The organism is Bradyrhizobium sp. SK17 (assembly GCF_002831585.1).
Classification (GTDB): Bacteria; Pseudomonadota; Alphaproteobacteria; order Rhizobiales; family Xanthobacteraceae; genus Bradyrhizobium.
Genome location: NZ_CP025113.1, coordinates 1,026,686 through 1,049,489, shown reverse-complemented (window position 1 = coordinate 1,049,489; position 22,804 = coordinate 1,026,686). Strand labels below are relative to the sequence as shown.

Annotated in this window: 20 protein-coding genes; 8 read left to right on the top strand and 12 right to left on the bottom strand. The window is 61.0% G+C overall.

All coding sequences use genetic code 11. The annotated features are described in order from the left end of the window. Positions 1–551 precede the first annotated feature (551 nt). The 5 genes from CWS35_RS04825 to CWS35_RS38800 form a co-directional block, all read right to left on the bottom strand. Complete coding sequence (locus CWS35_RS04825; protein WP_100951061.1) at positions 552–1,079, bottom strand: hypothetical protein; 528 nt, start codon at positions 1,077–1,079, stop codon at positions 552–554. Between the two features lie 1,475 nt (positions 1,080–2,554). Next, complete coding sequence (locus CWS35_RS04820) at positions 2,555–2,926, bottom strand: hypothetical protein (RefSeq protein ID WP_168226269.1); 372 nt, start codon at positions 2,924–2,926, stop codon at positions 2,555–2,557. A gap of 61 nt (positions 2,927–2,987) precedes the next feature. Then, positions 2,988–3,977 carry a site-specific integrase gene (locus CWS35_RS04815; protein ID WP_100951059.1) on the bottom strand — a complete coding sequence of 330 codons (990 nt, stop codon included), beginning with the start codon at positions 3,975–3,977 and terminating at the stop codon, positions 2,988–2,990. Between the two features lie 322 nt (positions 3,978–4,299). After that, positions 4,300–5,097, bottom strand: coding sequence for a hypothetical protein (locus CWS35_RS04810; protein ID WP_100951056.1), 798 nt, complete (start codon positions 5,095–5,097; stop codon positions 4,300–4,302). A gap of 14 nt (positions 5,098–5,111) precedes the next feature. Continuing rightward, complete coding sequence (locus tag CWS35_RS38800) at positions 5,112–6,035, bottom strand: hypothetical protein (RefSeq protein WP_157817072.1); 924 nt, start codon at positions 6,033–6,035, stop codon at positions 5,112–5,114. A gap of 174 nt (positions 6,036–6,209) precedes the next feature. Between CWS35_RS38800 and CWS35_RS04805 the strand changes: the two genes are divergently transcribed. After that, the gene (locus CWS35_RS04805; RefSeq protein WP_100951054.1) at positions 6,210–6,740 is read left to right on the top strand and encodes a HEPN family nuclease; all 531 of its coding nucleotides are present in this window, start codon (positions 6,210–6,212) and stop codon (positions 6,738–6,740) included. Positions 6,741–7,050: 310 nt separating this feature from the next. Here the strand turns inward: CWS35_RS04805 and CWS35_RS38795 are convergent, their stop codons facing one another. Together CWS35_RS38795 and CWS35_RS40365 are read right to left on the bottom strand one after the other, a co-directional pair. Next, positions 7,051–7,839, bottom strand: a complete 789-nt coding sequence (locus tag CWS35_RS38795) for a hypothetical protein (RefSeq protein WP_157817071.1) — start codon at positions 7,837–7,839, stop codon at positions 7,051–7,053. A 122-nt stretch (positions 7,840–7,961) separates the two neighbouring features. Beyond that, positions 7,962–8,090, bottom strand: coding sequence for a hypothetical protein (locus CWS35_RS40365; protein WP_256387933.1), 129 nt, complete (start codon positions 8,088–8,090; stop codon positions 7,962–7,964). A gap of 477 nt (positions 8,091–8,567) precedes the next feature. Here CWS35_RS40365 and CWS35_RS04795 point away from each other — a divergent pair, with 477 nt between their 5' ends. Next, positions 8,568–9,647 (top strand): LLM class flavin-dependent oxidoreductase, encoded by a 1,080-nt coding sequence (locus CWS35_RS04795; protein ID WP_100951050.1) that lies wholly within the window; start codon positions 8,568–8,570, stop codon positions 9,645–9,647. Between the two features lie 121 nt (positions 9,648–9,768). Continuing rightward, positions 9,769–10,809 (top strand): hypothetical protein, encoded by a 1,041-nt coding sequence (locus CWS35_RS04790; protein ID WP_100951048.1) that lies wholly within the window; start codon positions 9,769–9,771, stop codon positions 10,807–10,809. 97 nt (positions 10,810–10,906) lie between these two features. On the opposite strand, the gene CWS35_RS04785 is transcribed toward CWS35_RS04790, so the two are convergent. Further along, positions 10,907–12,253, bottom strand: a complete 1,347-nt coding sequence (locus CWS35_RS04785) for an oxygenase MpaB family protein (protein WP_100951046.1) — start codon at positions 12,251–12,253, stop codon at positions 10,907–10,909. 92 nt (positions 12,254–12,345) lie between these two features. Between CWS35_RS04785 and CWS35_RS04780 the strand changes: the two genes are divergently transcribed. Further along, the gene (locus CWS35_RS04780) at positions 12,346–13,020 is read left to right on the top strand and encodes a TetR family transcriptional regulator (RefSeq protein ID WP_029880140.1); all 675 of its coding nucleotides are present in this window, start codon (positions 12,346–12,348) and stop codon (positions 13,018–13,020) included. Between the two features lie 31 nt (positions 13,021–13,051). On the opposite strand, the gene CWS35_RS04775 is transcribed toward CWS35_RS04780, so the two are convergent. Next, positions 13,052–13,456: a YccF domain-containing protein gene (locus CWS35_RS04775; RefSeq protein WP_024584643.1), complete on the bottom strand. Its 405-nt coding sequence runs from the start codon at positions 13,454–13,456 to the stop codon at positions 13,052–13,054. Positions 13,457–13,568: 112 nt separating this feature from the next. Between CWS35_RS04775 and CWS35_RS04770 the strand changes: the two genes are divergently transcribed. Then, positions 13,569–14,222: a carboxymuconolactone decarboxylase family protein gene (locus tag CWS35_RS04770; RefSeq protein WP_245438874.1), complete on the top strand. Its 654-nt coding sequence runs from the start codon at positions 13,569–13,571 to the stop codon at positions 14,220–14,222. Positions 14,223–14,305: 83 nt separating this feature from the next. Here CWS35_RS04770 and CWS35_RS04765 read toward each other — a convergent pair whose 3' ends face one another. Next, positions 14,306–16,078, bottom strand: a complete 1,773-nt coding sequence (locus tag CWS35_RS04765; RefSeq protein WP_245438873.1) for a bifunctional diguanylate cyclase/phosphodiesterase — start codon at positions 16,076–16,078, stop codon at positions 14,306–14,308. Between the two features lie 213 nt (positions 16,079–16,291). Continuing rightward, a complete protein-coding gene (locus tag CWS35_RS04760) occupies positions 16,292–17,254 on the bottom strand; it encodes a sensor histidine kinase (protein ID WP_100951041.1) in 963 nt (320 codons plus the stop codon). Between the two features lie 179 nt (positions 17,255–17,433). On the opposite strand from CWS35_RS04760, the gene CWS35_RS04755 reads away from it, so the two are divergent. Together CWS35_RS04755 and CWS35_RS04750 are read left to right on the top strand one after the other, a co-directional pair. Continuing rightward, positions 17,434–18,276, top strand: a complete 843-nt coding sequence (locus CWS35_RS04755; protein ID WP_100951039.1) for an SDR family NAD(P)-dependent oxidoreductase — start codon at positions 17,434–17,436, stop codon at positions 18,274–18,276. 155 nt (positions 18,277–18,431) lie between these two features. Then, complete coding sequence (locus CWS35_RS04750) at positions 18,432–19,451, top strand: adenylate/guanylate cyclase domain-containing protein (protein ID WP_024584648.1); 1,020 nt, start codon at positions 18,432–18,434, stop codon at positions 19,449–19,451. A gap of 199 nt (positions 19,452–19,650) precedes the next feature. On the opposite strand, the gene CWS35_RS04745 is transcribed toward CWS35_RS04750, so the two are convergent. Further along, complete coding sequence (locus CWS35_RS04745; protein WP_024584649.1) at positions 19,651–20,892, bottom strand: LLM class flavin-dependent oxidoreductase; 1,242 nt, start codon at positions 20,890–20,892, stop codon at positions 19,651–19,653. A 296-nt stretch (positions 20,893–21,188) separates the two neighbouring features. On the opposite strand from CWS35_RS04745, the gene CWS35_RS04740 reads away from it, so the two are divergent. Next, positions 21,189–22,595 carry an MFS transporter gene (locus tag CWS35_RS04740; RefSeq protein WP_100951037.1) on the top strand — a complete coding sequence of 469 codons (1,407 nt, stop codon included), beginning with the start codon at positions 21,189–21,191 and terminating at the stop codon, positions 22,593–22,595. The last annotated feature ends 209 nt before the right edge of the window (positions 22,596–22,804 follow it).

Here is a 22,804-nt window from a genome sequence, read left to right as displayed (position 1 = left end):
GTGAAGCGCGGGGCCGGCGCGCGGAGCGAAAGGACCGACGCTAATAGTCGCGGCCATGCGCCGGAGGGCGCGCATGGCCGGAGAGGCTCCAGCTTGCATTACTAGGGCGTGAGCCGCCGGAGGCGGCGATCGGCCGGGAGCATCATCAAACCCACGATCTGCAACTCTTCCGGCCGGAGATGCTTCAAAAGCGAGACGAGCCGAGACCGTGAGCCCGCGCAGCGGGCGATCGGCCGGCGAGGCTCTCGCGAGCGGAGCGAGCGTTGGACTCGTGCCGTTTCAAGCTTCTTTGTAACGCTTCCTAGGGAGCTAACGCTCCCGCTCTTCCAAACAACTACACAGCAAACGACCAACTTACTTAGAACCGTTACACGCCCAAGATTCAATTAGTGCCCGGTTTTGAAGAGTCTCTTGAATTCAGTCCGCAACAGAATTCAGCAAAACAGGATTGATTTTGTTGCGGACTGACCGAGATCTTGTTACGGACTGCTTCTCACAGGCTATTGAAAATATTGGTGTTAATGTAGCTGCGTTACAGCGACTTTCAGCGTCTACAGCCTGTGCCACGGCCCCTTATCGGCCTCTAGCTTTGCCACGATCTGCCGTAGCTTCCAGACTTGGTTTCGGGTAATCGATTCGAACCCGCCGGCGCATACGAGCGCGTCCGCTAGCTTGGCGTCGGACATTGCCCCAATGCGGTCGATCAGGGTCATCGATACGGAATGGAAAAGGGCGATGTCTCCCTCGCGGCCGACGAGCTTCTCCATGAAGCGATTGCCGGCGGCACTAGCTGTCGCCATCTTGAGGGCCCTGTGGAGTTTTCGAAAAGTCGGCCTACGCGGCTTGGCTCTGTGTTCGCGAACGCGGTTGCGGGTGCGTCGCCGCTTCTTCTCCGCCTTGTGCTCGCGGATCATCTCGGCCCAGTTAGGACTAGTCGGTGTAGGTGGTGTCGTGTCGAGCACTTGTTGCCGGATCGCTTCAAGTTGATCCTGGGCGAGCGCTGAAAGATCCTTGTTCGCGATTGTTTTTTCATGCGCGTTCGGCGTCACCGCGCTATAATCGGAGTATGGTTTGAGCACGTGATTGGTCTCTAGGGTTCAAACGTTGGTCCAAGACACTTCGCAGGGCGGCTTGGACTTCCTTGTTTGAAACCCCTTCGCTTTGGTCGGCGGAGGGGTTTCGCGCTTCTAGTCTTATTATAGCGCGCAGCTAGCCAAGGTGATGAAGATATCGGACGGAGTCGGCTTTTTGCCGTTAGAACGCCGCAGGCCTTTATTGCCGTCGCCCATTGACGATTTGCCGTTGATAGTGTGGCGACAAGCGAACGCGTGAGCGATTGGACGGCCGCCAACTAAAATCACGCTCCCTCGAACTCCGCGGTCGAGTTTCCACGCTGGCGGGCCATCCCAGTCGCTCTGCGCTTCCCCAGGGATCCTAAGCGGCAGGATCGGGGAAAGGTTCAGCGCGCAAACAGAGCGTCAAAGCGGTGGCAACAATCGTCCGGGACGGGCGCTTGGCTATTTCTGGTCAGCGAGGCCCGAGGCTTCTCGCTGACCAGCTTGGCCTCGCTGGGAGCTCGATGCCGAGCGGTTTGGAGCGAGAAATGAGCAGCCATCGTCCAACAGAAAATATACATTCGTCCTTATAACACAGTGCTTTCTCGAAAACGCGCGAACGACATGCGCGACTTTCGTGGCAGCTATTGTTCGGTATTCTTGGAGGCGTCGAACCTTGCGTTTTCCATCGAACTTTTTTTGAGTGGATTTCTTAGCGTAAGTCGCCTTTCCCTGGCAAAAAGGCGTTTAATTCCTATCAAAGCATAGAAATTAAACAGGGCGTCTGGCCATGTTGCTTGTCATTTGGGTCGGCAAATAGGTCAAAACTTGCCAAAAGAGCAAGCGGCGCTTGCTATTTACTTTCCATTTTAGCAAGCAAGAGCAAGCAGCTGCTTTCCATTCGGAAAAAGCCGGGCTGAAGCACGACGGGTGATCATGTCCTCGTCAGACCGAGCTCGTTTTGAGCGATCTAGCAGTTTCCTGGAAAAGGCTTTTCGAAGGGTTCGCGAGCAGCATCGATTCAAAAATCGATCGCAGCACGCACGATAGATTCAAAATACAGGCGACCCTGATTCTATTATTGCGCAAGATCGAATTTGCTCCGAGTTTTTCAGCAGACTGCTAGACCGTTCACAAGCCGCTGCCCGTAGATGCCTAGCTTGCAACTGCTACTCGCTGCCTCGGCAGGATAGCGGATCATCACTGCTGCTCCACTGTGATCGCACCGGTCCGACCATAGCGACAGGATTCGATTAGGAGCGCGCTGGTGAGTCCGTGCGTGGTGCTCCGCCAGAGTCATGCCCGGACAACTAACGAGTCGGGAGGCATTCGAGCTCGGGGATCGCTTACGACCTGCAGAATGGTCGCGAAAGGGCCAGGCTAAGTGAAATCTCCGTCTGCGGACCCAAAAGGCATGGGATTGGGGTCCTAAAAACGGTTCTAGGACTTCGATCGCCGAAATCCTAGGAGAAGACCTCACACGACAGAGGACCCGACTACTAAAACCTATAGCCCATAATTTGGCAGACGTTCTCAACCGTCTCGTTCATAATCGCGTCGTCACGGCTGCCCGCCGCATATCTGTAGCTAACGATCTTGCCGCCACTACGCTTAACAGTGCCGGTAACCGTCCTGAAGCCGGTATAGCCGCCATAGCTGTTCTTGGCGTTGATTCTAAAGCAGTAGCCCATTTCGTCACCCTTAACCGACGGGTCGACCACGAGATTAGGCCACTGATACTGCGCCGACTGCGGATCCTTGAGATCAGAGCCATACGTGCTGGCTATTATCTTCTTCTCGGCGTCAGTTAGTGGGCGGGTTTCTGCGTGGCAGTCTCCTGTAGACACGGCTCCTAAGAATGCGAGCAACATCGTAGTCTTTAGCATTTCCATTTCTCCGTTTTGCTTCGGTTAGTAGATGGTTCGTCAGCAGCTAACCCAGTCGAGCTACGAGATCGACCGCGCGCAGATGCGTGTAGCGCTGAAGCATTTTGAGCTCGCGATGTCCCGAGATGGCGCTGACCTCTGCGATGTTGAGACCCTTCTCAAAGAGCCGGGAGATCGCCTCATGGCGCAAATCGTGGAAATGGAAGTCGGACATGCCCGCTCGGACGCGGAGATGCTCAAAGGCGAGTCGCACGGCATTTCCGGTCATAGGAAACACCCGCTCAACCTCAGGACCTCTAGCGCGAAGGCGGTGCAAGGTTTCGACAGCGCGACGCGATAGCGGGACGTCTCGGCTGTCACCATTTTTAGTTAGAGGCAAATGCGCGACAGCGCGCTTGAGGTCCACGTTTTCCCAAAGCAAGTCGAGCAACTCACCTCGTCGCATGCCAGTCTCGATAGCGAGAACGATGAGCGGCTTAAGCAGCGGGGTGCGCCCGCGATCGCAAGCAGCCAAGAGCGCATCTTCCTCGCCCTCCTTAAGGCGACGCGTGCGTCCTCGAGGGACTGGCGGACGTCGGACGAGCTTCACGGGATTGCGGGGTAACCAAAGTCCCCACTCGCGGGTCGCGATCTCTATCGCATGGCTGATCGTATTCAATTCTCTGACGATGGTTGCCGGAGCGACTAATTTGAGACGCTCGTCGCGATAAGTTGCGACGTCCGAGCTGGTTAGCTTGGCTAATGTTCGATGCCCTATGGGGCAGCGCACAATTGTATTGATCCGCGCTCTCTCGGACGCGACCCCACGCTTGCCAGGTGTCACCTCGTCGCGGTAACGCATCAGGAGCTCTTTCAGCGTCGTCTTCTCGGCAGCGCGTGTATCAGCGACCCAGCCTGACCGGTCGGCTTCCGCTTCGAGGTCGCGTGCCCAGCGCTCTGCCTCAGTCTTGCTGTTGAATGACTTGGCACGGGGAGGGACGCCTCGGCGACGCACCTGCGCCTGCCATCGCCCCCTGAGTTTTCGAATCGTCGCCATACAAACCGCTCGGATCACCTTGTTTTCTCGATACAAGGACGCCGGCGACTCGGTGCCAAGGACTATCCCGGAACGGTGCAGCGAAATCTGGTTGTGCCGCTTGTGTGCCTATTCTGAGCCACAGTCTTCATGCGAAGTCGGAAAGCCCTTTCGGATCAAAAGGGACCGAGCAGCGCTAGAGCGCTTCATGGGCGGCCGACGTTGCCGTGGTGAGGCAACGCTCTACCGCGACTGACGCCACGCATGGCCAAGTGCATACGATTGCTCCTCGCCTGAGGCCACTCGGGTATCGCCAGTGAGGAGATCATATGGAAGGCGGCTCTTATCTCTCTCCTTTTGACTTGTCGACGATTGGCATGTTTAGTGCGTCCCTGTGCTCGCGACTTGGATATTGCCAATCGGGTAGCTTAAGATCGCCTGGTATGGTGAGCTTTTCGATCGCCGGTGGTTGACTGCCTGGGCGTAACCGCAACAATTGCTTTCTTGCCTCAAGGCGATCTACCTCCAAAGCAAGCACCTTCTCGATCTGAATAGGGAATACATATCTCGAAACGTATGGCTTGGGGTCCGTTCCTAGCTTACCGGCGTGAGCCAGTTCCAAGACGCGATAGTGAGCGCAAACCCTCGAAAGGTAAGGTTGCAATTCAGAATCGACCATTTTCGCATTCTCTATAATAAACTTTCGCAGTGCTGACGCATTTGCGATTAACTCATCGAGGAGCGCCCGTTGGTCTGAAGGTAGTGACGAGAGCCAGTTTTGGTCAAACAGCTTCTCGATCAATAGAAACGTAGCGGAATCTTGTTGTCGGCCGCGTAAATCTCTCGCTAGAAGCGCGTTTGTTCCGGACATTTGCGCATAAGGGCCGTGGAAGCGATCCAGCTTGTCTTGAATCTCCTTGGTCTCAACCTCATTGGCTTTCTGCCAAATGGTCGCTTCATTGTTGAGTTGAGATGCTCGCAAGGTCTTTGAGGTATTAATCGCGCTAACGATTAGCGCAATGACGCCAACGAAGGCGCCAGACAGTGAAGATATCAATAGAGTGACGTCCTTCGGAGTCCAGGCATTGTCGTTCGAAGTGACGCCTCTGGCTGCTTCTAAGAGCGCGTCGGCGAGAACCATTTCCTACTCCATGCTCAGGACTGGTCGACAAAGCAGCCGCAGCCGCCATAGTCATTCTCGTCAATGGACTCGTCAGGGGAGTCCTCTATTCGCTTTCGAAATGCGAGCAAAGTAAGGGGCTTCTTTCTGCCGTCATTTCGTCGATCCGCGAGAATCGAAACATCCTTTCCAAGAAATGCTCTGATTTTCTGCTCTTTTCGTTCGTGATACGCATACACTTCAGGCAACTTCTGATGAAGAAGACGATAGTGCGCGTGCCCCGCCTTGACGCAGAAGCCGTGGCAATTGTTGTGACTGAAGCCGAGTGAGTATAGTCGAGGCGCAGTGAGATTCGCCGCGCGTATCATTTCCATAATATTCCACTTTGCCAGGTATGGCTCCGAGCATAGTGGTGCCTCATATCTCCATCCCTCTGAGGCGCGTCGCGGGCCAAGCCCGCCACCACGACCATCATCGAACCGGTGCGCTTCCGTGAAATCAATTCCCACGTAGCAAGTCGTATCCCTGGGATCACAATTTTGGACGAGCCATCGGTCGGCTGCACGCCGCTTTAGGATCTTACTGCAAGGATCGCGTCGGCTATTGCCGAGAAAGCGCTCATCAAAGAAGATTTCCCAGGGATCGCGCCCATCCATCAACCATACGAGACCGGGAATGTGTCTAGTGGCTTCCCGACGCAATTCGAGCAGATAGCCTTTCCAGTTGGAGCGATCGCGGAAGTCGGGAAACTCCGACCATGAAGGAATCTTCATTTTGTCGGATAGCCGGATATCGAAAACGTCAGCTGCCCCTTCGAGCAGAAAACGATAGGCATCGGGGTCTTCCATTAGAGTATCGGTAAACAAGAGCCTTAGATTATCCGGACCCGCATGGTCAGCGACTCGCTTCGCTGCGGCCCAGGAGCCTGCTCCTGCGCTAAACATCACGATGTGCATCATTGACAAATACCCGCAAGCCCTCTCATGCAACCTAGACGAGAAGGCATTTGCTAGCAATAACCCGAACTCAAACTGGGCCTGCGACTATGTGGCTAGGCGCAGCCAGATAGGACTATCTATTCAGCGAAGCGAGAATCGCTTTATCCGCCTGCTAATCAAGAGTGGGAGAGCGATATGACCGAATATGGAGTTACCGTGCGGCACTTTGCGCACCGCACCCGGAAGAACTTAATGATCATCGAGAAGGGGGCCGAGTGTGCCCCTACCGAGCACTTTGAAGTTACGCAGCTGGTAAATTCGGCTATCGGATTGCTAATGTTCCCGCAGCAAGAGTTCGTTGATTCTCTTCCGGAATGGAATTTGGATGAACTAAGGCGGCGCGGCTGGCCGATTCCTGAAATTGAGCACGGCGAGGAAAGGACGCAGAATCTCCGAAGCCTCACTAGGAACATGCGCAACAGTTTTGCTCACTTCAATATTGATTTTAGGTCAGACCGAGGAAAAATTGCCGGCCTGTATCTTTGGAACAAGCCAGAAGAAAAGCAGCCAGCCAATTGGGTCTGCTACATCTGCGTTGCAGACCTGCGCCAGCTCTTTGAAAAGTTTGCGCAGCTGATGGAGCGCTTGTCTCGTGGGTCTTATTCTGAGACGGGTATCAAGCAGATCAGATCCGAGATTCGAAACGCTGCAAAGGGTAGGAGATAGGATAGTCCATGACGTTGCGTCGCTGTTGTGGAGGACCGTGCCTCGGAAGGTTTGCAGAAGCTTTGCCCTGCCAGAACCGTGGTCCGTTGATCCGCTGACCTAGGCCACGTTTGCCTCGTATGGTTCTCCCGTCATGTGGCACGCGGCCTCTTAGTTTGTGAACTGTGTAGACTCCTTGCAGAAGAGAGACACTCAGCTTTTCTCCGCTCACAGCGAAACGTAATAGCGGCGACTTTAGCAGGTGGTGCTCGCATACGAGTTCTTCGAGTGATGGAATTGTTGGTTCCTGAAACACTGGCCAGCGGCTGCTTTATCCAAAAGATAGCTGCTTAAGTCTTTGGTCTTTTACATAAGCTCGCCACGGATGGGCGGACTTTCCTCCGTCGGCTATGAGAGCGCGTTCAGTCAGTTCCGGTGTCCACGACGCGCCCATTTTACCACTCAGGGCCTCAACAATCTGGCAGAACTCTTCATAATCGTAGCCCGAGTTTACGTTGCTTACGATAGAATCGACGACTTGCTTTGCTTGGCCATTCTTTATTTGCCACTTTACATTCTGGTCGAGCTTCACGACTTGCCGTCCTGTCAGCAGATTGACTGAGCATCCCAGCCACTGATCCATGATGTAGCCCTTGGGAGACTCGGGAGTTCCGGGCGCAAGAAAATAAAGTAGCTTTGTGAAATAGGCTGGACCCATCCCTGCGATTGGGTTGCCGCTGCCAGTTGTCCTTAGATTGGCGAAGGAGTTGTATGCTCCAGCGCGGCTCAGCTGATTGCGTCGCACCTGATCGGCGATGGCAACCCAAGGAGCAAGTGGACGAGAGAAAAGGAGGTCGCGGTGATTTCCACGCATTCCTCCCCAAGCGAAAATGCTTATGCACAGCTCGGCGGTGCCAACACTGTTATCTGCTGCCATGGCCAGTAGTGAGGTGCGATTTACAGAGGGCGGGAGTGAGTTAATCGTCGACCCGAGCTCCGTCTGGTCTACACTATTGAACCAAGCTGCAGGATTTTTTCCTTCTTTTTTTGCGCCCGACGCGAAAGCGGGCGGGGACGGAAAGCATGCCCTAAATCTCTTCAAATGCTCAATGACAAACATGCGGGAACCTCTGCGTTGGTAAAACACTAAGCCTCACCGAAAAGATGGTCGGGATACAATTGCCCGATCGCGAACTAGCAATGAACCTGAATTTGAATCCCTGGCGCAGCCTAGCGCCTTTGCTATTCAAAGGCCTTGATGACAAAGGAAGGCCGGCCGTGGAGATGGTTGTTGATGCGCTGGTCCAGGCCGCGCCTACCTTGCACGCCTCTTCCGACGTGCGCCACCACGCTCTTCGAATCGTAGATCATGTAGACATCCTGCGGATAGGGGATAGTTAGCCGATCGCCAACACCGGAAAGCGTAGGAGTCGCGATTTGAGCAGCTGACTCAGCTTAGCTTTGATTGTCTTTGGTTAGCCCTGCATAGTTCACCTCGACTAAGCCCGCGGACGTAGCGAGCAATCGGTGCTCGTCTCGTCTAGGTCGGTGCAGAGAGGTATCGTTTCAGGTCTGCAAGCACATGCAAACGTGGCCCGGGCGTGCCGATGACGAGAAAATAGTGTTTGGGCACTGCAATAAGCTAAGTTTTAAATGGATTTGTTGTTTCGCCGGTTCAGCTTCGGAGGGCAACGCTCTATCCAGCTGAGCTACGGGTGCGTGCAGGGTTCATTTAGCTGATTGGTCCCCGGTCGGCAACGGCCTTGGCGGGCCAGGGCCAGGCTGTAAACTGCCTGCGTTAATATGACAGGCCGACCCAAAAAGGCCGTGTTTCGAGGGAGTTTGCCCATGCGTCCGCTGGAGTTTGGCTGGTATCTGCCCACGCATGGTGACACCACGGCCTATGGGCTGATGGAGGCGCAGGTCGCCGGCTCGCCGGAACTCTGCGAGCGTGTGGTCGCGGCTGCGGAAGCGGCCGGTTTCGAATATCTGCTGATTCCGGTCGGCTCGGTGTGCTGGGAGGCCTGGATCACGGGCGCCTTCATGGCGGCGCGCTCGGCGCGGATCAAGCCGCTGATCGCAGCGCGGCCCGGCTACATCAACCCGGTGCTGATGGCCAAGATGATCTCGACCTTCGACCAGATGTCGGGCGGGCGGATCTGCATCAACCTGATCGCCGGCCAGAACGAGAGCGAGGTCGAGGCCGAAGGCGTGCGCTACGCCAAGGAGGAGCGCTACGCGCTGATGGAGGAGGAGGTCTCGATCCTGAAGGCGCTGTGGACGACGCGCGGGCCGGTGAATTTCCAGGGCAGGTTTCACACCATCTCCGGCGCCCATATCAGGCCGCGCCCGTTGCAGCAGCCGTTTCCGAAATTCTATCTCGGCGGCGGCTCGCGGCAGGCCTGGGAGGTCTCGGCCAGGCATTCCGACGTCCATCTGTTCTGGGGCGATCTGCCGGAGCGCATCGCCGACAACATCGCCGAGATCAGGCAGATGGCGCGGGCGCATGACCGCGAGGATGCGATCGGCTTCGGCATGCGGCTCCAGGTGATCTGCCGGGAAAACGAGGCCGATGCCTGGGAGGCCGCCGATCAATTGGTGCGTCACGCCACCGAGCGGCAGAGGCAGGAGATGAAGACGCTCTACGTCAGGTCGGAGGCCAACCAGCGCGTGCAGCAACTCGCGCGCGACTATGGCGACCTGCTGATGCCGCATCTGTGGACCGGGATCACCAAGGTGCGGCCCGGCGCCGGCATCGCCGTGGTAGGCAATCCCGAACAATGCGCCGTGACCTTGCAGCAGTTCATCGATGCCGGCTGCCACTCATTCTGCCTGTCCGGCTATCTGCACGACGAGGAAGCCGAGCGGTTTGGCCGCCTGGTCCGCCCGATCCTCGCTGCGAACAATCGCGGGCGGCTCGCCGCCTGAGCTCGGTCCGCCCGCGAGGGCGAACCTTTCCGAGATTTCATGCCTCAACCGCCGCGTAACGCGCCATGATCCAGGTCGCTCGCATCGCGTCACACGAGACTGGTAGCAACGGAGTTGAACCATGCATCATCGAGCCTGGCTTGCGGCCCTGGCGCTGTTCGTTGTGACGGCCGTTCACGCACCGATCGCGTCGGCGACGCAAGCGCAGATCGAGCGCGACAAGAAGCCGGTCAAGGCGATCGCGAGCGGGCGGATCGCGGTCGGCAATGCGAGCTTTCCGGTCTATCTCTCGGCGGACTGGTCCAATCCGCTGCCCGACGTCACCCGCGCGGTGCTGGTGTTGCACGGCGTGCTGCGCAATGCCGATGATTATTTCAGCGCGGCGCTGAGCGCGCAGGCCGCGGCCGGCGATGTCGGCAAGAGCGCGCTGATGATCGCCCCGCAATTCCTGATCGAGCCGGATGTCGAGGCGTTCAAGCTGCCGGAAGACACGCTACGCTGGAGTCTCTATGGCTGGCAGGGCGGCGAGCCCGCGCTCGCGCCCAATCCGGCGAGCTCGTTCGAGGCGCTGGATGCCATCCTGGCCAAGCTCGCCGACCGCAAGCTGTTTCCCAATTTGAAGCAGGTGGTCGTATTCGGCCATTCCGGCGGCGGCCAGGTGGTGCAGCGCTATGCGATCGCGGTGAAGGGCGATCAGGTGCTGCTGCGCAAGGGCATCGGCGTGCGCTATGTGGTCGCCAATCCGTCCTCCTATGCGTATTTCAGCAAGGACCGGCCGGAGCCCGCGATCGCGGCGACATGCGAAGGCTATAACAGCTGGAAGTTCGGCATGGACGACCGTCCGCCCTATCTCGCCGCGCCGACGCCGGCCGCGCTCGAGCAGGCCTATGTCGGGCGCCGCGTGATCTATCTGCTCGGGACGCTCGACACCAACCCCAACCATCCCGCGCTCGACAAATCCTGCATGGCGGAGGCCGAAGGGCCGTATCGTTACGCGCGCGGTCACGCCTATGTCGCCGCGATGCAGGCCCGCGACCACGGCACGCCGAACCACAGCCTGTGGGACGTGCCCGGCGTCGGCCACGAGGGCGGCAAAATGCTCAACTCGCCCTGCGGCCTGACCGCCGTGTTCGACATTCCCGGCTGCGAGGCCGCGCGCTAGCGCATGATCCGGAAAAGTGCGAAGCGGGTTTCCGAAAGGACCATGCGTAAACAAGAGGCTGGGGCGCGATGACGATTCAACCTGATCTCATCGCGCGCTAGGTGGATTTTGCGACCGAAGGCTGCGCCGGCCGATAGGCCGAGGCGTCGGTCGTAAACTCGGCGTGGCCATAGTCCTTCAGCAGGTTCTGGATTCGCCTGACCAGCCGCCGGTCGGCAATCCCGCGCAGGCCGGGAATGCGGGAGGCCAGCCGGTAGAGCGCAACCCGGCTGAACAGAAAGGCTCCGACCAGCGCCGTCAGAGCGCGATCCCCGGCTGTGATCGGCACGCCGATCGATGCGGCCCTCGCTCTGTCGCCGTTCAGGAAGCTGTTGACGAAGAACAGCTTGGCGAAGCTGCGTTCGAAGGTCTCGAACAGGCGGCTGCGGAGCGACTCGTCCGGCCGCAAGGTCGCGGCCATCGTTGCCCGTACCAGCTCGCCGCAGGTCTTGTCGTCGTAGCCCGCGCGCAAGGTCGCGGATCGCAGCACCATGAGATCGACGATGCCCTGCGGCGTATCGGAGAGCAGGTCCTCCGGCAGGCCGAGCAGGAAGCAGCGGTAGCGCGCGAGCTCGACGCGGGCCCGCTCCTCCGCCGTGAACTGCGTGCGTCCTTCGGACAGCACCTTCTGCGCCAGCAGGAAGATCGGGATCAGTCCGGCGGGCATCTGGTCGACCTGCGGAATCGGGATGCCATAGACCGCGATGTCCCAATTGTCGGCGCGGCGCATCACATTGGCGCGCACCATCGCGTGCATCAACCGCACCATCGCGGCCGCCTTGAAGCCCGGGCCGAAACGGCCGAGCGCGCCCGGAAGCACCGACGTGGCGAAGAACGTCGCGGTTTCCTTGACGCGCCGCGCCGACGAGTTGCTCGACAAGGCGTTGGTGATCGCCATCGGCAGCGCCGCGTATTTGTTCATGAAGGTCGCGAGAAACGCGCCGCGGATCAGGAACGGGCTGAGATTGGCGGCTCCATTGCGATCGATCCGCGCGCCTTGCTCGACCAGCTTCATGTCGAGCCAGGCCGGCGTCCGCTCCATGTCGCGGATCAGGGCGACGAGTTCGCGCGGCGCATCCGCGACCGTCTCGACTCCGGCGTCGCAGGCTTGCACCAGCATGCCGACCAGCCGGCGGAAGCCGTGTTCGCGCATCAGCGCCGCATAGGCGTCGGCCGCGGGATCGCCCATCATGCTGTAGTTGCGGATGAACGCCACGCGGTCGGCATCCGCCAGCAGCGCCGCGCGGGCGGCGGCGAATTTGCCGGGCAGGACGCTGGTGGCGCCGACGTCGCCGGCAAACCGCTCAGGGACGATCGAGAAATCGACCCTGCCGTAGATCTCGGGGATTTTCTCCCTTTGTGCCGCAACCCTGCTGCGCAGCCTGTCCAGCGTTTCGGTCTGCATCCGTCCGCCTCCCTCGAATTCATTGCTTGCTCATAATTTATATCAAGCGATAGCAAATGCAAATAAATAATGTCGTGTGATATGATTTGGCGATGAGCACGAAAAACAGTCCCCTTCCGCCGCCAACGCGGTCGGCGACCACCGGTTACAAGAAGGGTGACGAGACCCGGACCCGCATCCTCAACGCCGCGCTTGCTGCGTTCGGCAACAGCGGCTTCGCCCGCGTAACGACCCGGCAGATCGCCGAGGAGGCGGGCATCAACCTGCCCGCGCTCACCTATTATTTCGGCAACAAGGAAGGCCTGTACCTCGCCTGCGCGCATGAGATCGTGGCGCGCTATCGCGAGGCCATGGAAACGATAAGCCAGACCGCCGCGGCCTCGTTGCAGGCGCCACCCGATCCGAGCGGCGCCCGCGCGCAGCTGAAACTGCTGCTCGCGGCGCTGGCGCGGTTTCTGCTGACATCGGCGAGCGCCCAGAACCGGCTGTTCGTTCAACGCGAACTGGCCGACCCTGGCCGGGCATTCGAGGTTCTCTACGCCGGGCTGTGGCGGCCCGGGATCGAGCTCGTCGCCCTGCTGATCATCGCTGCCTCACGCGCGCAATTGACGATCGCGCAGGCGCGTGTCCGCGCCGTACTGATGATCGCGGGCCTGACCGGCTTTCAGTCCGGCGCGCCGATCATCTCGCGGACGATGGGGCAAGCGGCCTCGCTGACGATGGTAATCGAAGCGCTCGAAGCGCAGGTCGACGCGCTGGCGAACTGATCACAGCCGAGCAGCCGACGCGATTGGCCGGTTACGCCGGCACGATCACCTTGCCGATCGGCCACAGCGCGATGCCGGCAAGCTTGAGATGTGCCCATGCGAACGGAATGCCGATGATCGTCACCGCGAGCAGGATCGCGGTGATCAGATGGCCGATGGCGAGCCACCAGCCGGCCAGGATGAACCAGATCAGATTGCCGATCAGCCCGAGCGGCCCGGTTCCGATATCGGACATGCCCGTGACCTCGTCGCGGCGGACTGCGCGCGAGCCGAACGGCAGCAGCGTGTAGACCGCGATGTTGAAGGCAGCGCGCGCCCAGGGCAACCCGATGATGGTGATCGCCATGATCACAGCGGCGATCAGCCAGCCAAACGCCATCCACGCGCCACCGATCAGGATCCAGAGGATATTCAGGAGGATAGAGACTGGCTGCATGGCTGAACCCTTCGCGCCGCGTAATACCAGCCCCAATATAGGCTGGCAGCCGGCACTCCGGTAGGGTGCGGCACCGATCGCGCGACGGCGGCATCGGAACGGGAGAGCGACAATGAGAAAAACATTTGGGATGACAGGACCAGGAGCGGCGATTTCGATGGTGCTGGCATTGTCGGTGCCGGCTGCACGCGGCGAGGATGCCGTGCGCTTCGCGCCGCTCAAGGCCGAGGAGTTGTCGCCGCCGCAAAAGGCCTGGGCCGACATGATCAGCGCGCCGCCACGCAACGCCAAATTCACCGCGCCGCCCTACCGCGCCTATATCCGTAATCCCGACCTAGCGCCGAAGCTGTCGAGCTTGTCGGAGTATCTGCGCTGGAACACCTCGCTGCCGGCGCGGCTCAGCGAGATGGCGATCCTGATCACGGCGCGGCACTGGACCGCGCAATATGAATGGTCGGCGCATTATCCGTTGGCGATGAAGGGTGGGCTCGATCCGAAGGTTGCCGACGCCATCGCCAAGGGTACGCGGCCCGAGGGCATGAAGGACGACGAGGCTGCGCTCTACGATCTCGGCGTCGCGCTCTATCGCGACCGCAAGGTCAGCGACGCCGTCTACAAGGCCGCGCTGGAGAAGTTCGGCGAGCGCGGCATCATGGATATCATCGGCATCATGGGCTACTACGACCTGGTCTCGATGACGCTGATCACGATGCAGGCCGGCTCGGCCAATGACAGCGTGCCGCCACTGCCGGTGCTGGAGAAGTAGCGCTACTTTATCCCCCGCCCCGCTAGCGGGGGCGAGGTCAAGCAGGAGCCAGCAGTTCGAACGATTGCGCGATCGGCGCTTGCCTATCGCCTGAAGCCGCTGGCGCGGGAATAGCTCTGGCGGCCCTCCTGGGCCGGGCGCGCCGCCATGCTGGCGCGGGCCTCGCTGGCGACAGGGGTCGCGGGCTTCAGATCCTCGAGGAAGATCGGCTTGGCGAAGTAATAGCCCTGGGCGTAGCGGATCTTGGTCGCCGCCTGCAGGTAGGCGAGTTCCTCGTAGGATTCGATGCCCTCGGCGATCACGGTCATGCCGAGCGCCTCGCTCAGCGATTCGATCGCGCGCAGGATGCCCTGGCTGCGCGGCCGCTTATGGATGTCGGTGATGAAGGAGCGGTCGATCTTGATCTCGTCGGCGGTGATGTCGGCCAGCGCCGACAGCGACGAGTAGCCGATGCCGAAATCGTCGATCGAGATGCCGACGCCGATGCCACGCAGGATCGGCAGGATCTCGTCCTGGAAATGCGTTCGGGTCACGAACGCGTCTTCGGTCACCTCGATCATGAATCGCTTCGGGAAGCCGGTCTCCTCGATCGCGCGTGCGAAGCGGCGCATGAACTCGAGATTGCCGGCCTGCTTGGCCGCGACATTGATGCTGATCGTCGCCGCCGGCCCGAACGCGTCGTTGATCAGGTCGATCGACTTGACGATTTCTGCCAGCACCAGGAACGTCAGTTCGTCGATCAGGCCGAGCTCCACGGCGAGGTTGATGAAGGTGCCGGGCGCCTGGATCACGCCCTCGTCGTCGCGCAGCCGCACCAAAGCCTCGATGCCCTTGACCTCCTGGGTGCGGATATCGACCTTGGCCTGGAATGCGCAGCAGAAGCGCTTTTCCAGGATCGCCAGCCGCAGCGACTGCTCGATCTTCATCCGCGCCAGCGCCTCGCGCTCCATGCTGTTGTCGAAGAACGCGGTCGAGCCCTTGCCGTTGTTCTTGACCCGGTACATCGCGATGTCGGCGTTCTGGCGCAGCGCCTCGTAGCCCCTGCCGTGCATCGGGTAGAGGCTGACGCCGATCGAGGTCGAGGCGAAGATCTCGGATTCCTCGATGAAGAACGGCGCCTTCAGCCGCTCCTGCATGAGGTGGATGAATTCGGCGACCTCGTCATTGCCGCTGATCGGATTTAGCAACAGCAGGAATTCGTCGCCGGAGATGCGCGACAGCACGTCGGTGTCGCGCAGCGCGTGGCCGAGCCGCTTCGACAGTTCGATCAGCAACGCGTCGCCGATCGCGTGGCCGTAATAGTCGTTGATGTGCTTGAAATTGTCGACATCGAGGAACGCCAGCGCAAAGTGGCTCTGCGAGGCGTCGCGGATCAGGCTGTTGACGCGATGCTCGATCACGCGGCGGGTCGGCAGGCCGGTGAGCTCGTCGTAATAGGCGGAGCGGAACAGCTGGTCCTCGAATGCCTTCTGCTCGCTGATGTCGGTCGAGGCCGAGATCAGGAGATTGCGGCCGGCGATCTGGACCGGCCGGTGCGAGGTGAGGAACACGTGTCTCGCCGCGCCGCAGGACAGCACTTCCTCGAGCACCACCGGACGGCCGCTGCGCAGCAGGTCCAGGCTCGCGGCATGGCGATCGTCGGCGGCAGGCGGCTGGCTCGCGGTCGCCGCGAGCTGCAACTGGGTCGCGGCCGCTTCATTCACCAGGATGAACTGGCCTTGCTCGTCCTGCACGGTAACGCCCGCCGGCAGCAGCTGGAGCAGGTCGCGCAGGATGCGCAATTCGTTTCCGGAAATGTCATCGTGGCTTGGCGCTGTCGCACCCGTCTGAAAATCGTTCTTGGTGAGATTATGCATGCGTCGACCTTGGCAAAGTCCGTTGTAGTTTTGGTTAAGCGGACCTGCGAAATGCCGTGACAGAATGAGACCCGGGCTGCTTTCGCAAGCCGCCGCGGCAATCGTCATTAACAGAGTATCAATGGCGGGCCCGGTCGCCGGCGAAAGCGATTGCGGAGCGCGCGGTTGCATCGGCATGCGCAAACAATATGCGTGTACCGAAAACCCGACTTATCAACAGCTCGGAAGCTTGCACTGCATCGTGCAGTGAACACCGGTCCTCAGGTAGCTGATCTCGGTCTTGCCGTCGAACGGCCGCAGCGCCGACTTCAGCAGCTTGGTGCCGAAGCCGGCTTCGCCAATAGCTTCGACCACCGGTCCTTCGGTCTCGTCCCAGATCACGTTGAGACGCCCGTCGTCGACCGTCCACGACACCTGCAGCAGCCCGCGTGGCGAGGAGAAGGCGCCGTATTTTCCGGCGTTGGTCGCGAGTTCATGGAAGATCAGCGCCAGCGAAACCGCGAGCTTGGCGGGCAGGAACAGCTGCTCGCCATTGAGATTGAACCGCACGTGGCCGTAAGGCCCGAGCTCCGAGCGCAGCAAATCCTTGATATCGCAGCCATAGCCGTCGACCCGCGCGATCAGGTCATCGGTCGCGGAGAGCGCGCGGATGCGATGGTCGATGCGCTGCCAGACCTCGGGCCGGTCCTGGAGCGCCTGATGCAGCACGGCGTGAATGGTCGAGGACTTGTTCTTCAACCGGTGCTGCAATTCGTCGACCACGATCTTGCGGTACTGCTCCTCCTCGATCAGCCGCCTGGAGACTTCGCGCTGCTGCGCGACCAGGGAACGATAGTGTTCCACCCCCCAGATCGCGATGCCGCACACCACCCAGAAGATCATCAGCAAGGCAAAGCGCGCCGGATCGACGGTCGCGCTGCTGAAATTGATGATGACGCCGAGCAGTCCGCTCGCCAGCGCGGTCGCGATTCCGACCCTGTAGCCGCCGAACGCGGTCGCGAAGAACACCGCCGGGAAATAGGGCGTGAAGAACACGTCGGGCCGGATCTGGGCGAGCCCGAAGCGCGCGGCCGTGGCCAAAACGAGACAGAGCACCGCGAACGCCGCTGCAAGCGACAGCGAAGGCTGGGAATCGCCCCGCCAACCTTCCCTGAAATCGTCGATCCACTTCGCCATCGGTCGTTCCAGTTCACGTGAACAGGCGACCCAAAATAAGGCCGCTGCGACCGAAAAAGCGCAGTTGTGGCCTTCTGGCCACAGGCGGACCTTGCTAGGCGTTAACCGCGTCCATGCCTTGCGTTGCCGGAAACAGCCAGTGAATATCCGCGATATCAAAGAGCAGCTTGGGGACTGGCATGGGACGGCTGGACGGCAAGGTCGCGGTGATCACAGGGGCGACCAGCGGCATCGGGCTGCGCACGGCGGAGGTCTTTGTCGCGGAGGGCGCGCGCATCGTGATTGCCGGGCGCCGCGCGCCGGAGGGCGAGGCACTGGCGCAACAGCTCGGCGGCACTTGCGTGTTTCGGCAGACCGACGTCACGGTCGAAGAACAGATGCAGGCGCTGATCGCGCTCGCGGTGGAGAAATTCGGCCGGATCGACTGCCTGTTCAACAACGCCGGCGGCCCGGCGCAGACCGGCGGCATCGAGGGTCTCGACGTCGAGCGGTTCGACGCCGCGATGGCGACCCTGGTACGCAGCGTCATGCTCGGCATGAAGCATGCCGCGCCGTACATGCGCAAACAGGGCTCCGGCAGCATCATCAACAATGGCAGCATCGCCGGACGGCTCGCTGGCTTCTCCTCGTCGATGGTCTATGGCGCGGCGAAGGCCGCCGTGATTCACTTCACCAAATGCGTGGCGATGGAGCTCGGCGAATCCGGCATCCGGGTCAACTCGATCTCGCCCGGCGCGATCGCCACCGGCATTTTCGGCAAGGCACTGGGGTTGTCGACGGAAGCTGCCGAGAAGACCCCGGCCGTGATGCGCGAGGTCTACAAGGCGGCGCAGCCGATCCCGCGTGCCGGCCTGCCCGACGACATCGCACATGCCGCGGTATTCCTGGCGAGCGACGAATCGAGCTTCATCAACGGCCATGACCTCGTCGTCGACGGGGCCATCACCGGCGGCCGCAACTGGAGCCAGCAGCAGGCTGGCTACGTCGCGCTGCGCAAGGCGTTCGATCAGGGGGCGGAGTAATGGGCCCGGTCATCACGGGGCGATGCAGAGCAGCGAAACCGGAATCCTGAGATTCCCCGCTGCGCAATTGCGCACCTGCGGTTCGCACTTCGCGTGCCCCGGAATGACGATAGAGGGAGTTTGGCTTTGTTAGCTTGAGATTGTGGACGTCTCCCATGAACGCGAAACTTGAGCGGCAACTGCGCTTTCTCGCTGCCATCATCGTCGCCGGCGTTCTGGCGAGCGTGGCGGTCAATATCGCGCAAGGCCGTGCCGCCTGGCCGCAGCTCGTCGCGGCAATTTCCTACACCATCGTCAGTTGCGTCGTGATCGGCGGCCTCGAACTGTTCGTGCTGCAAGGCCCGCTGTCTGAGCCGCTCCGCCGGCTGTCCTTTGTCGCTCTTCTCGCCGTACGCAGCGCAATCTACGCCGTCCTCATCATCGTCATCCAGCTGCTTCAGGTCGGTGAACGCGTTGCCGGGTTTGAGTTGCAAACCTCGCCTGAGGATTTTTGGCGCAGCATCGCCTATTCGGGGGTGATTTCCGTGATCCTCAACCTCGGCTTCAGCATCGCCAACCTGATCGGCCCGCGCGTCTTCATGAATTTCGTCTCTGGCCGCTATCACTCGCCGGTCGAGGAGAACCGCTTTGTGCTGTTCGTCGACATCGCGGGCTCGACCGGGCTCGCCGAGCGGCTCGGCGGCATCGGGATCCATCGTTTTCTCGATCGTACCTTCCGTCTGCTGACGGAGTCAGTGGTCGACTATCGCGGCGAGGTGCTCAACTATATCGGCGACGAAATTATTGTCACCTGGCCGGAAGGGCTTGGCGCGGTCGATTGCCGGCCGCTGCGCTGCTTTGTGGCGATGCGCGCCGCGCTGCAAAAGGCCGCGCCGCAGTTCGAGCGCGAGTTCGGCGCGGTGCCGCAGATCCGTGGCAGCCTGCATTTCGGTCCCGTGATCGTCGGCGAGATCGGCGACGTCAAGCCGGCCATCGTGTTCAATGGCGACGTCATGAACACCGCCGCGCGGCTGGAGGAACTGAGCCGCAAGGTCGATGGCGGCTTTCTCGCGTCGCGCGCGGCGATGTCGCGTTTCGCCGCGCCGCCGCCATTTCCGGTGAATGATCTCGGCACGCTTCCGATCCGCGGCCGCGTCGATGGCATCGATGTGGTGGGAATCGGTGCGGCGGCGTAGAGCTGCGACAGCCAGCGCAACAATTTAGCGTCGTCCCGGCGAAGGCCGGGACCCATTACCCCAGATCTCAATTGTTGCGCGACGCCGGGGCTACAGCTTTCCTCACCAACTCAACTCTGTGGTTATGGGTCCTGGCTTTCGCCAGGACGACAGCTGTGGACATGGCGCGAGCTGGCCTTCCTGCAAGGCGCCTGTGCTCTCACGCCTTCTGCTTCGCCGCTTCCTTGGCGAGGTCGGGCGCGTTCACGGCCGGGATCGCGACGCGGCCTGTGCCGGTTTGCTGAAGCGCGGCGGCGGCCTTGTCGTTCTGCATGATCTTGGCCATCACGGCCTGGCCGGCGCGCTCGAACACGGCACGGTTGTCGATCAGGAACTGGCGCGACTTGCGCAGGCCGTCGATATAGCCGTTGATCTCTGGCACGACATAGCGCGCCACCAGGTCCCAGCTGCGACGGGTGTTTTCGATGTTGGCCCAGTCATGCGCGAAGCCGATGATCGAACCGACGCCGCCGGAGACGTCGATCAGGTTCTTGATCATCTTCACGAGATCATCCGGCGTGCCGATAGTCGACGCCGCACCTTCGATGAAGGCGGTCTTGTCGACGGCCTCATCGGGCGAGCCGAACGCGGTCAGGCCCGGCCGCATCAGGGTGCCGACGTTATATTCGTTGTGCCAGCGCATCAGGCCGGCGCCGGCCTCGCGCCGCGCCTGCTCGCGGGTCTCGGCGATATGCCAGGAGAGCAGCACGCGCCAGTTGGCGCGGCTCACCGTGGTGCCGGCCTTCGTCGCGGCATCCTCGGCGAATTGCCATTGCTGCGGCAGCGCCATCAGGCCCTGGGTCGACATTGAGCCCAGCGAGATGATGCCGATGCCGTATTTGCCGGCCAGCGTCATGCCCGACGGCGAGATCTGCGAGGCCACCACGAACGGCATGTCCTCCTGTAGCGGCAGGATCTGCAACGCGGCATCGTGCATCTCGAACCAGTCGGTCTTGGCGGTGACGCGCTCGCCATTGAACAGGCGGCGGATTACCGCAATCGCCTCGTCCTGGCGGTCGCGCTGGGTCATCGGGTCGATGCCGAGCGTATGCGCGTCGGAGGCGAGTGCACCCGGACCGGAGCCGAAGATGGCGCGGCCGCCGGTCATGTGGTCGAGCTGCACCATGCGCTGCGCGACGTTGAAGGGGTGATGGTAGGGCAGCGAGATCACGCCGGTGCCGAGCTTGATGCGCTTGGTGCGCTCGCCAGCGGCAGCCAGGAACATTTCCGGCGAAGCGATGGTCTCCCAGCCCGAGGAATGGTGCTCGCCGCACCAGAATTCGTCATAGCCGAGGTTGTCGAGCTGCTCGACGAAATCGAGGTCGCGGCGGAATTGCAGCATCGGATGCTCGCCGATCGGGTGATGCGGGGCGAGGAAGGCTCCGAACTTGAGGCGCGCCATAGGTCGTTCTCTCCGGACTATTGTTATCGGGGGCTTTGCGCCAACCTACGGGGTGGGCGAAAGCAAGGCAATGCTCCGAGGCCGCGGCACCCGCATGGTTGTTGCGCAAATCAGCGGCGATTGCCGCCCTCCGGAATGTTTCCCAGCGCATCAACGCAAATTGCGCGGCGACCGCAGGCCGGTGGGAGTGGCCATGGATGACGTGCCCGTGAACCAGCGCTTACGTCCGAGGTAATCGAGGAGATGACGGGAATCTGCTGATGTCGGCTGCAACGTCATTGCGGGCAGGACAGGGCATGCACCAGATCGTTGCGACGCGCGCGGAGACATCCCGCCGCTGGTGGGTGCTGGCGATCGTCGTCGCCGCCCAGTTCATGTTCGGCGTCGATGCCTTCATCGTCAACGTCGCGATCCCGACGATTGCGACGGAGCTGCACGCAACGCCGGCGCAGATCGAGGCCGTGGTCGCGATCTATCTGATCGCCTACGCCACGCTGGTGATCACCGGCGGCCGGCTCGGCGACATCTACGGCACCAGGAACGTGTTCGTCGCCGGTGTCGCGGGGTTCTCGATGACCTCACTGTGGTGCGGGCTCGCGCAATCCGGGCCCGAGCTGATCATCGCGCGGCTCGCGCAGGGCGCGACCGCGGCGCTGATGGTGCCCCAGGTGCTTGCGACGCTGCATCTGTTGTTCTCCGATGCCGCCCGCGCGCGGGCTTTCGGCATCTACGGCATCGTGCTGGGGCTTGCCGGCGCTGCCGGCTTCACGCTTGGTGGCGTGCTGGTGACGCTCGATCTCGCCGGCCTTGGCTGGCGCGCGGTGTTCTTCGTCAACGTGCCGATCGGCATCATCATCATCGCCGCCGCGCTGAAGATGATGCCGACGGTGCCGCGCCGCGCCGGCACGCGGATCGACGTTCCAGGCGCGATCGTGTTGTTCGTCGGGCTGCTGTGCCTGATCGGCCCGTTGCTGTTCGGTCACGATCTCGGCTGGGCGGCGTGGGTCTGGCTGGTGATGGCTGCGGGCGTCGCCGTCATCGCGGCCTTCGTGCGGCTCGAACGCAGCGTCGCCCGCCGCGGCGGCATGCCGCTGATCGATCTGTCGCTGCTGTCGGATGCTGCCTTCATGCGTGGGCTGGTCGCAGTGTTCTTCTTTTTCTTCGCCAATCTGTCGTTCTATCTGGTCATGACCATGTTCATGCAGAAGGGTTTGAAGATTCCGCCGTTGGAAGCCGGGCTGGTGTTCGTGCCACTGGCGCTGACCTTCGTGATCGCCTCGCGGCACAGCGGCGCGCGCGCCAAACATCGCGGCACGCTGGTGATCATCGAGGGCTGTGCCGTGCAGATCGCGGGGCTTGCCGTGCTGGTCGCGACGGTTCACACGGTCGCCGCGCCATCGGCGCTGTTGCTCGCACTGGTGCTGATGATGTTCGGTTACGGTCAGGGCCTTGTGATGGCGCCGCTGTCGAGCGCAGTGCTGTCGGGTGTGAAGCCCGCAAGCGCCGGTGCCGGTGCCGGCATGTACGGCACCACGACCCAGATCGGCAATGCGGCCGGCGTCGCCGCGATCGGTGCGGTCTTCTTTGCCGTGGAGAGCGCGACATCTGCGTATCTGGCGCTGTTTGCGGCATGCGCATTGTTTGTGCTGTCGATATCGATTTCGGCCGTATTTCTGTCATGGATGCGGCGCGCCACCTCATGAATCCACCGACCATGGCGCGCCTTTTCTGGAAAGTTCATGCCCAAACAAGGTGCTAAGGCAACTAATTCAAGCAATCTGCCTCGCACGGAGTTCCGATCACGCGTTAACGCCGATTCTCACAATTCCGCAGCGAAAGACAGCACACGGCCTTTTCATTTTGCAGTGCAGCAATTATCTGATCGGGTGACACGGAAGAATAAATCACCTCA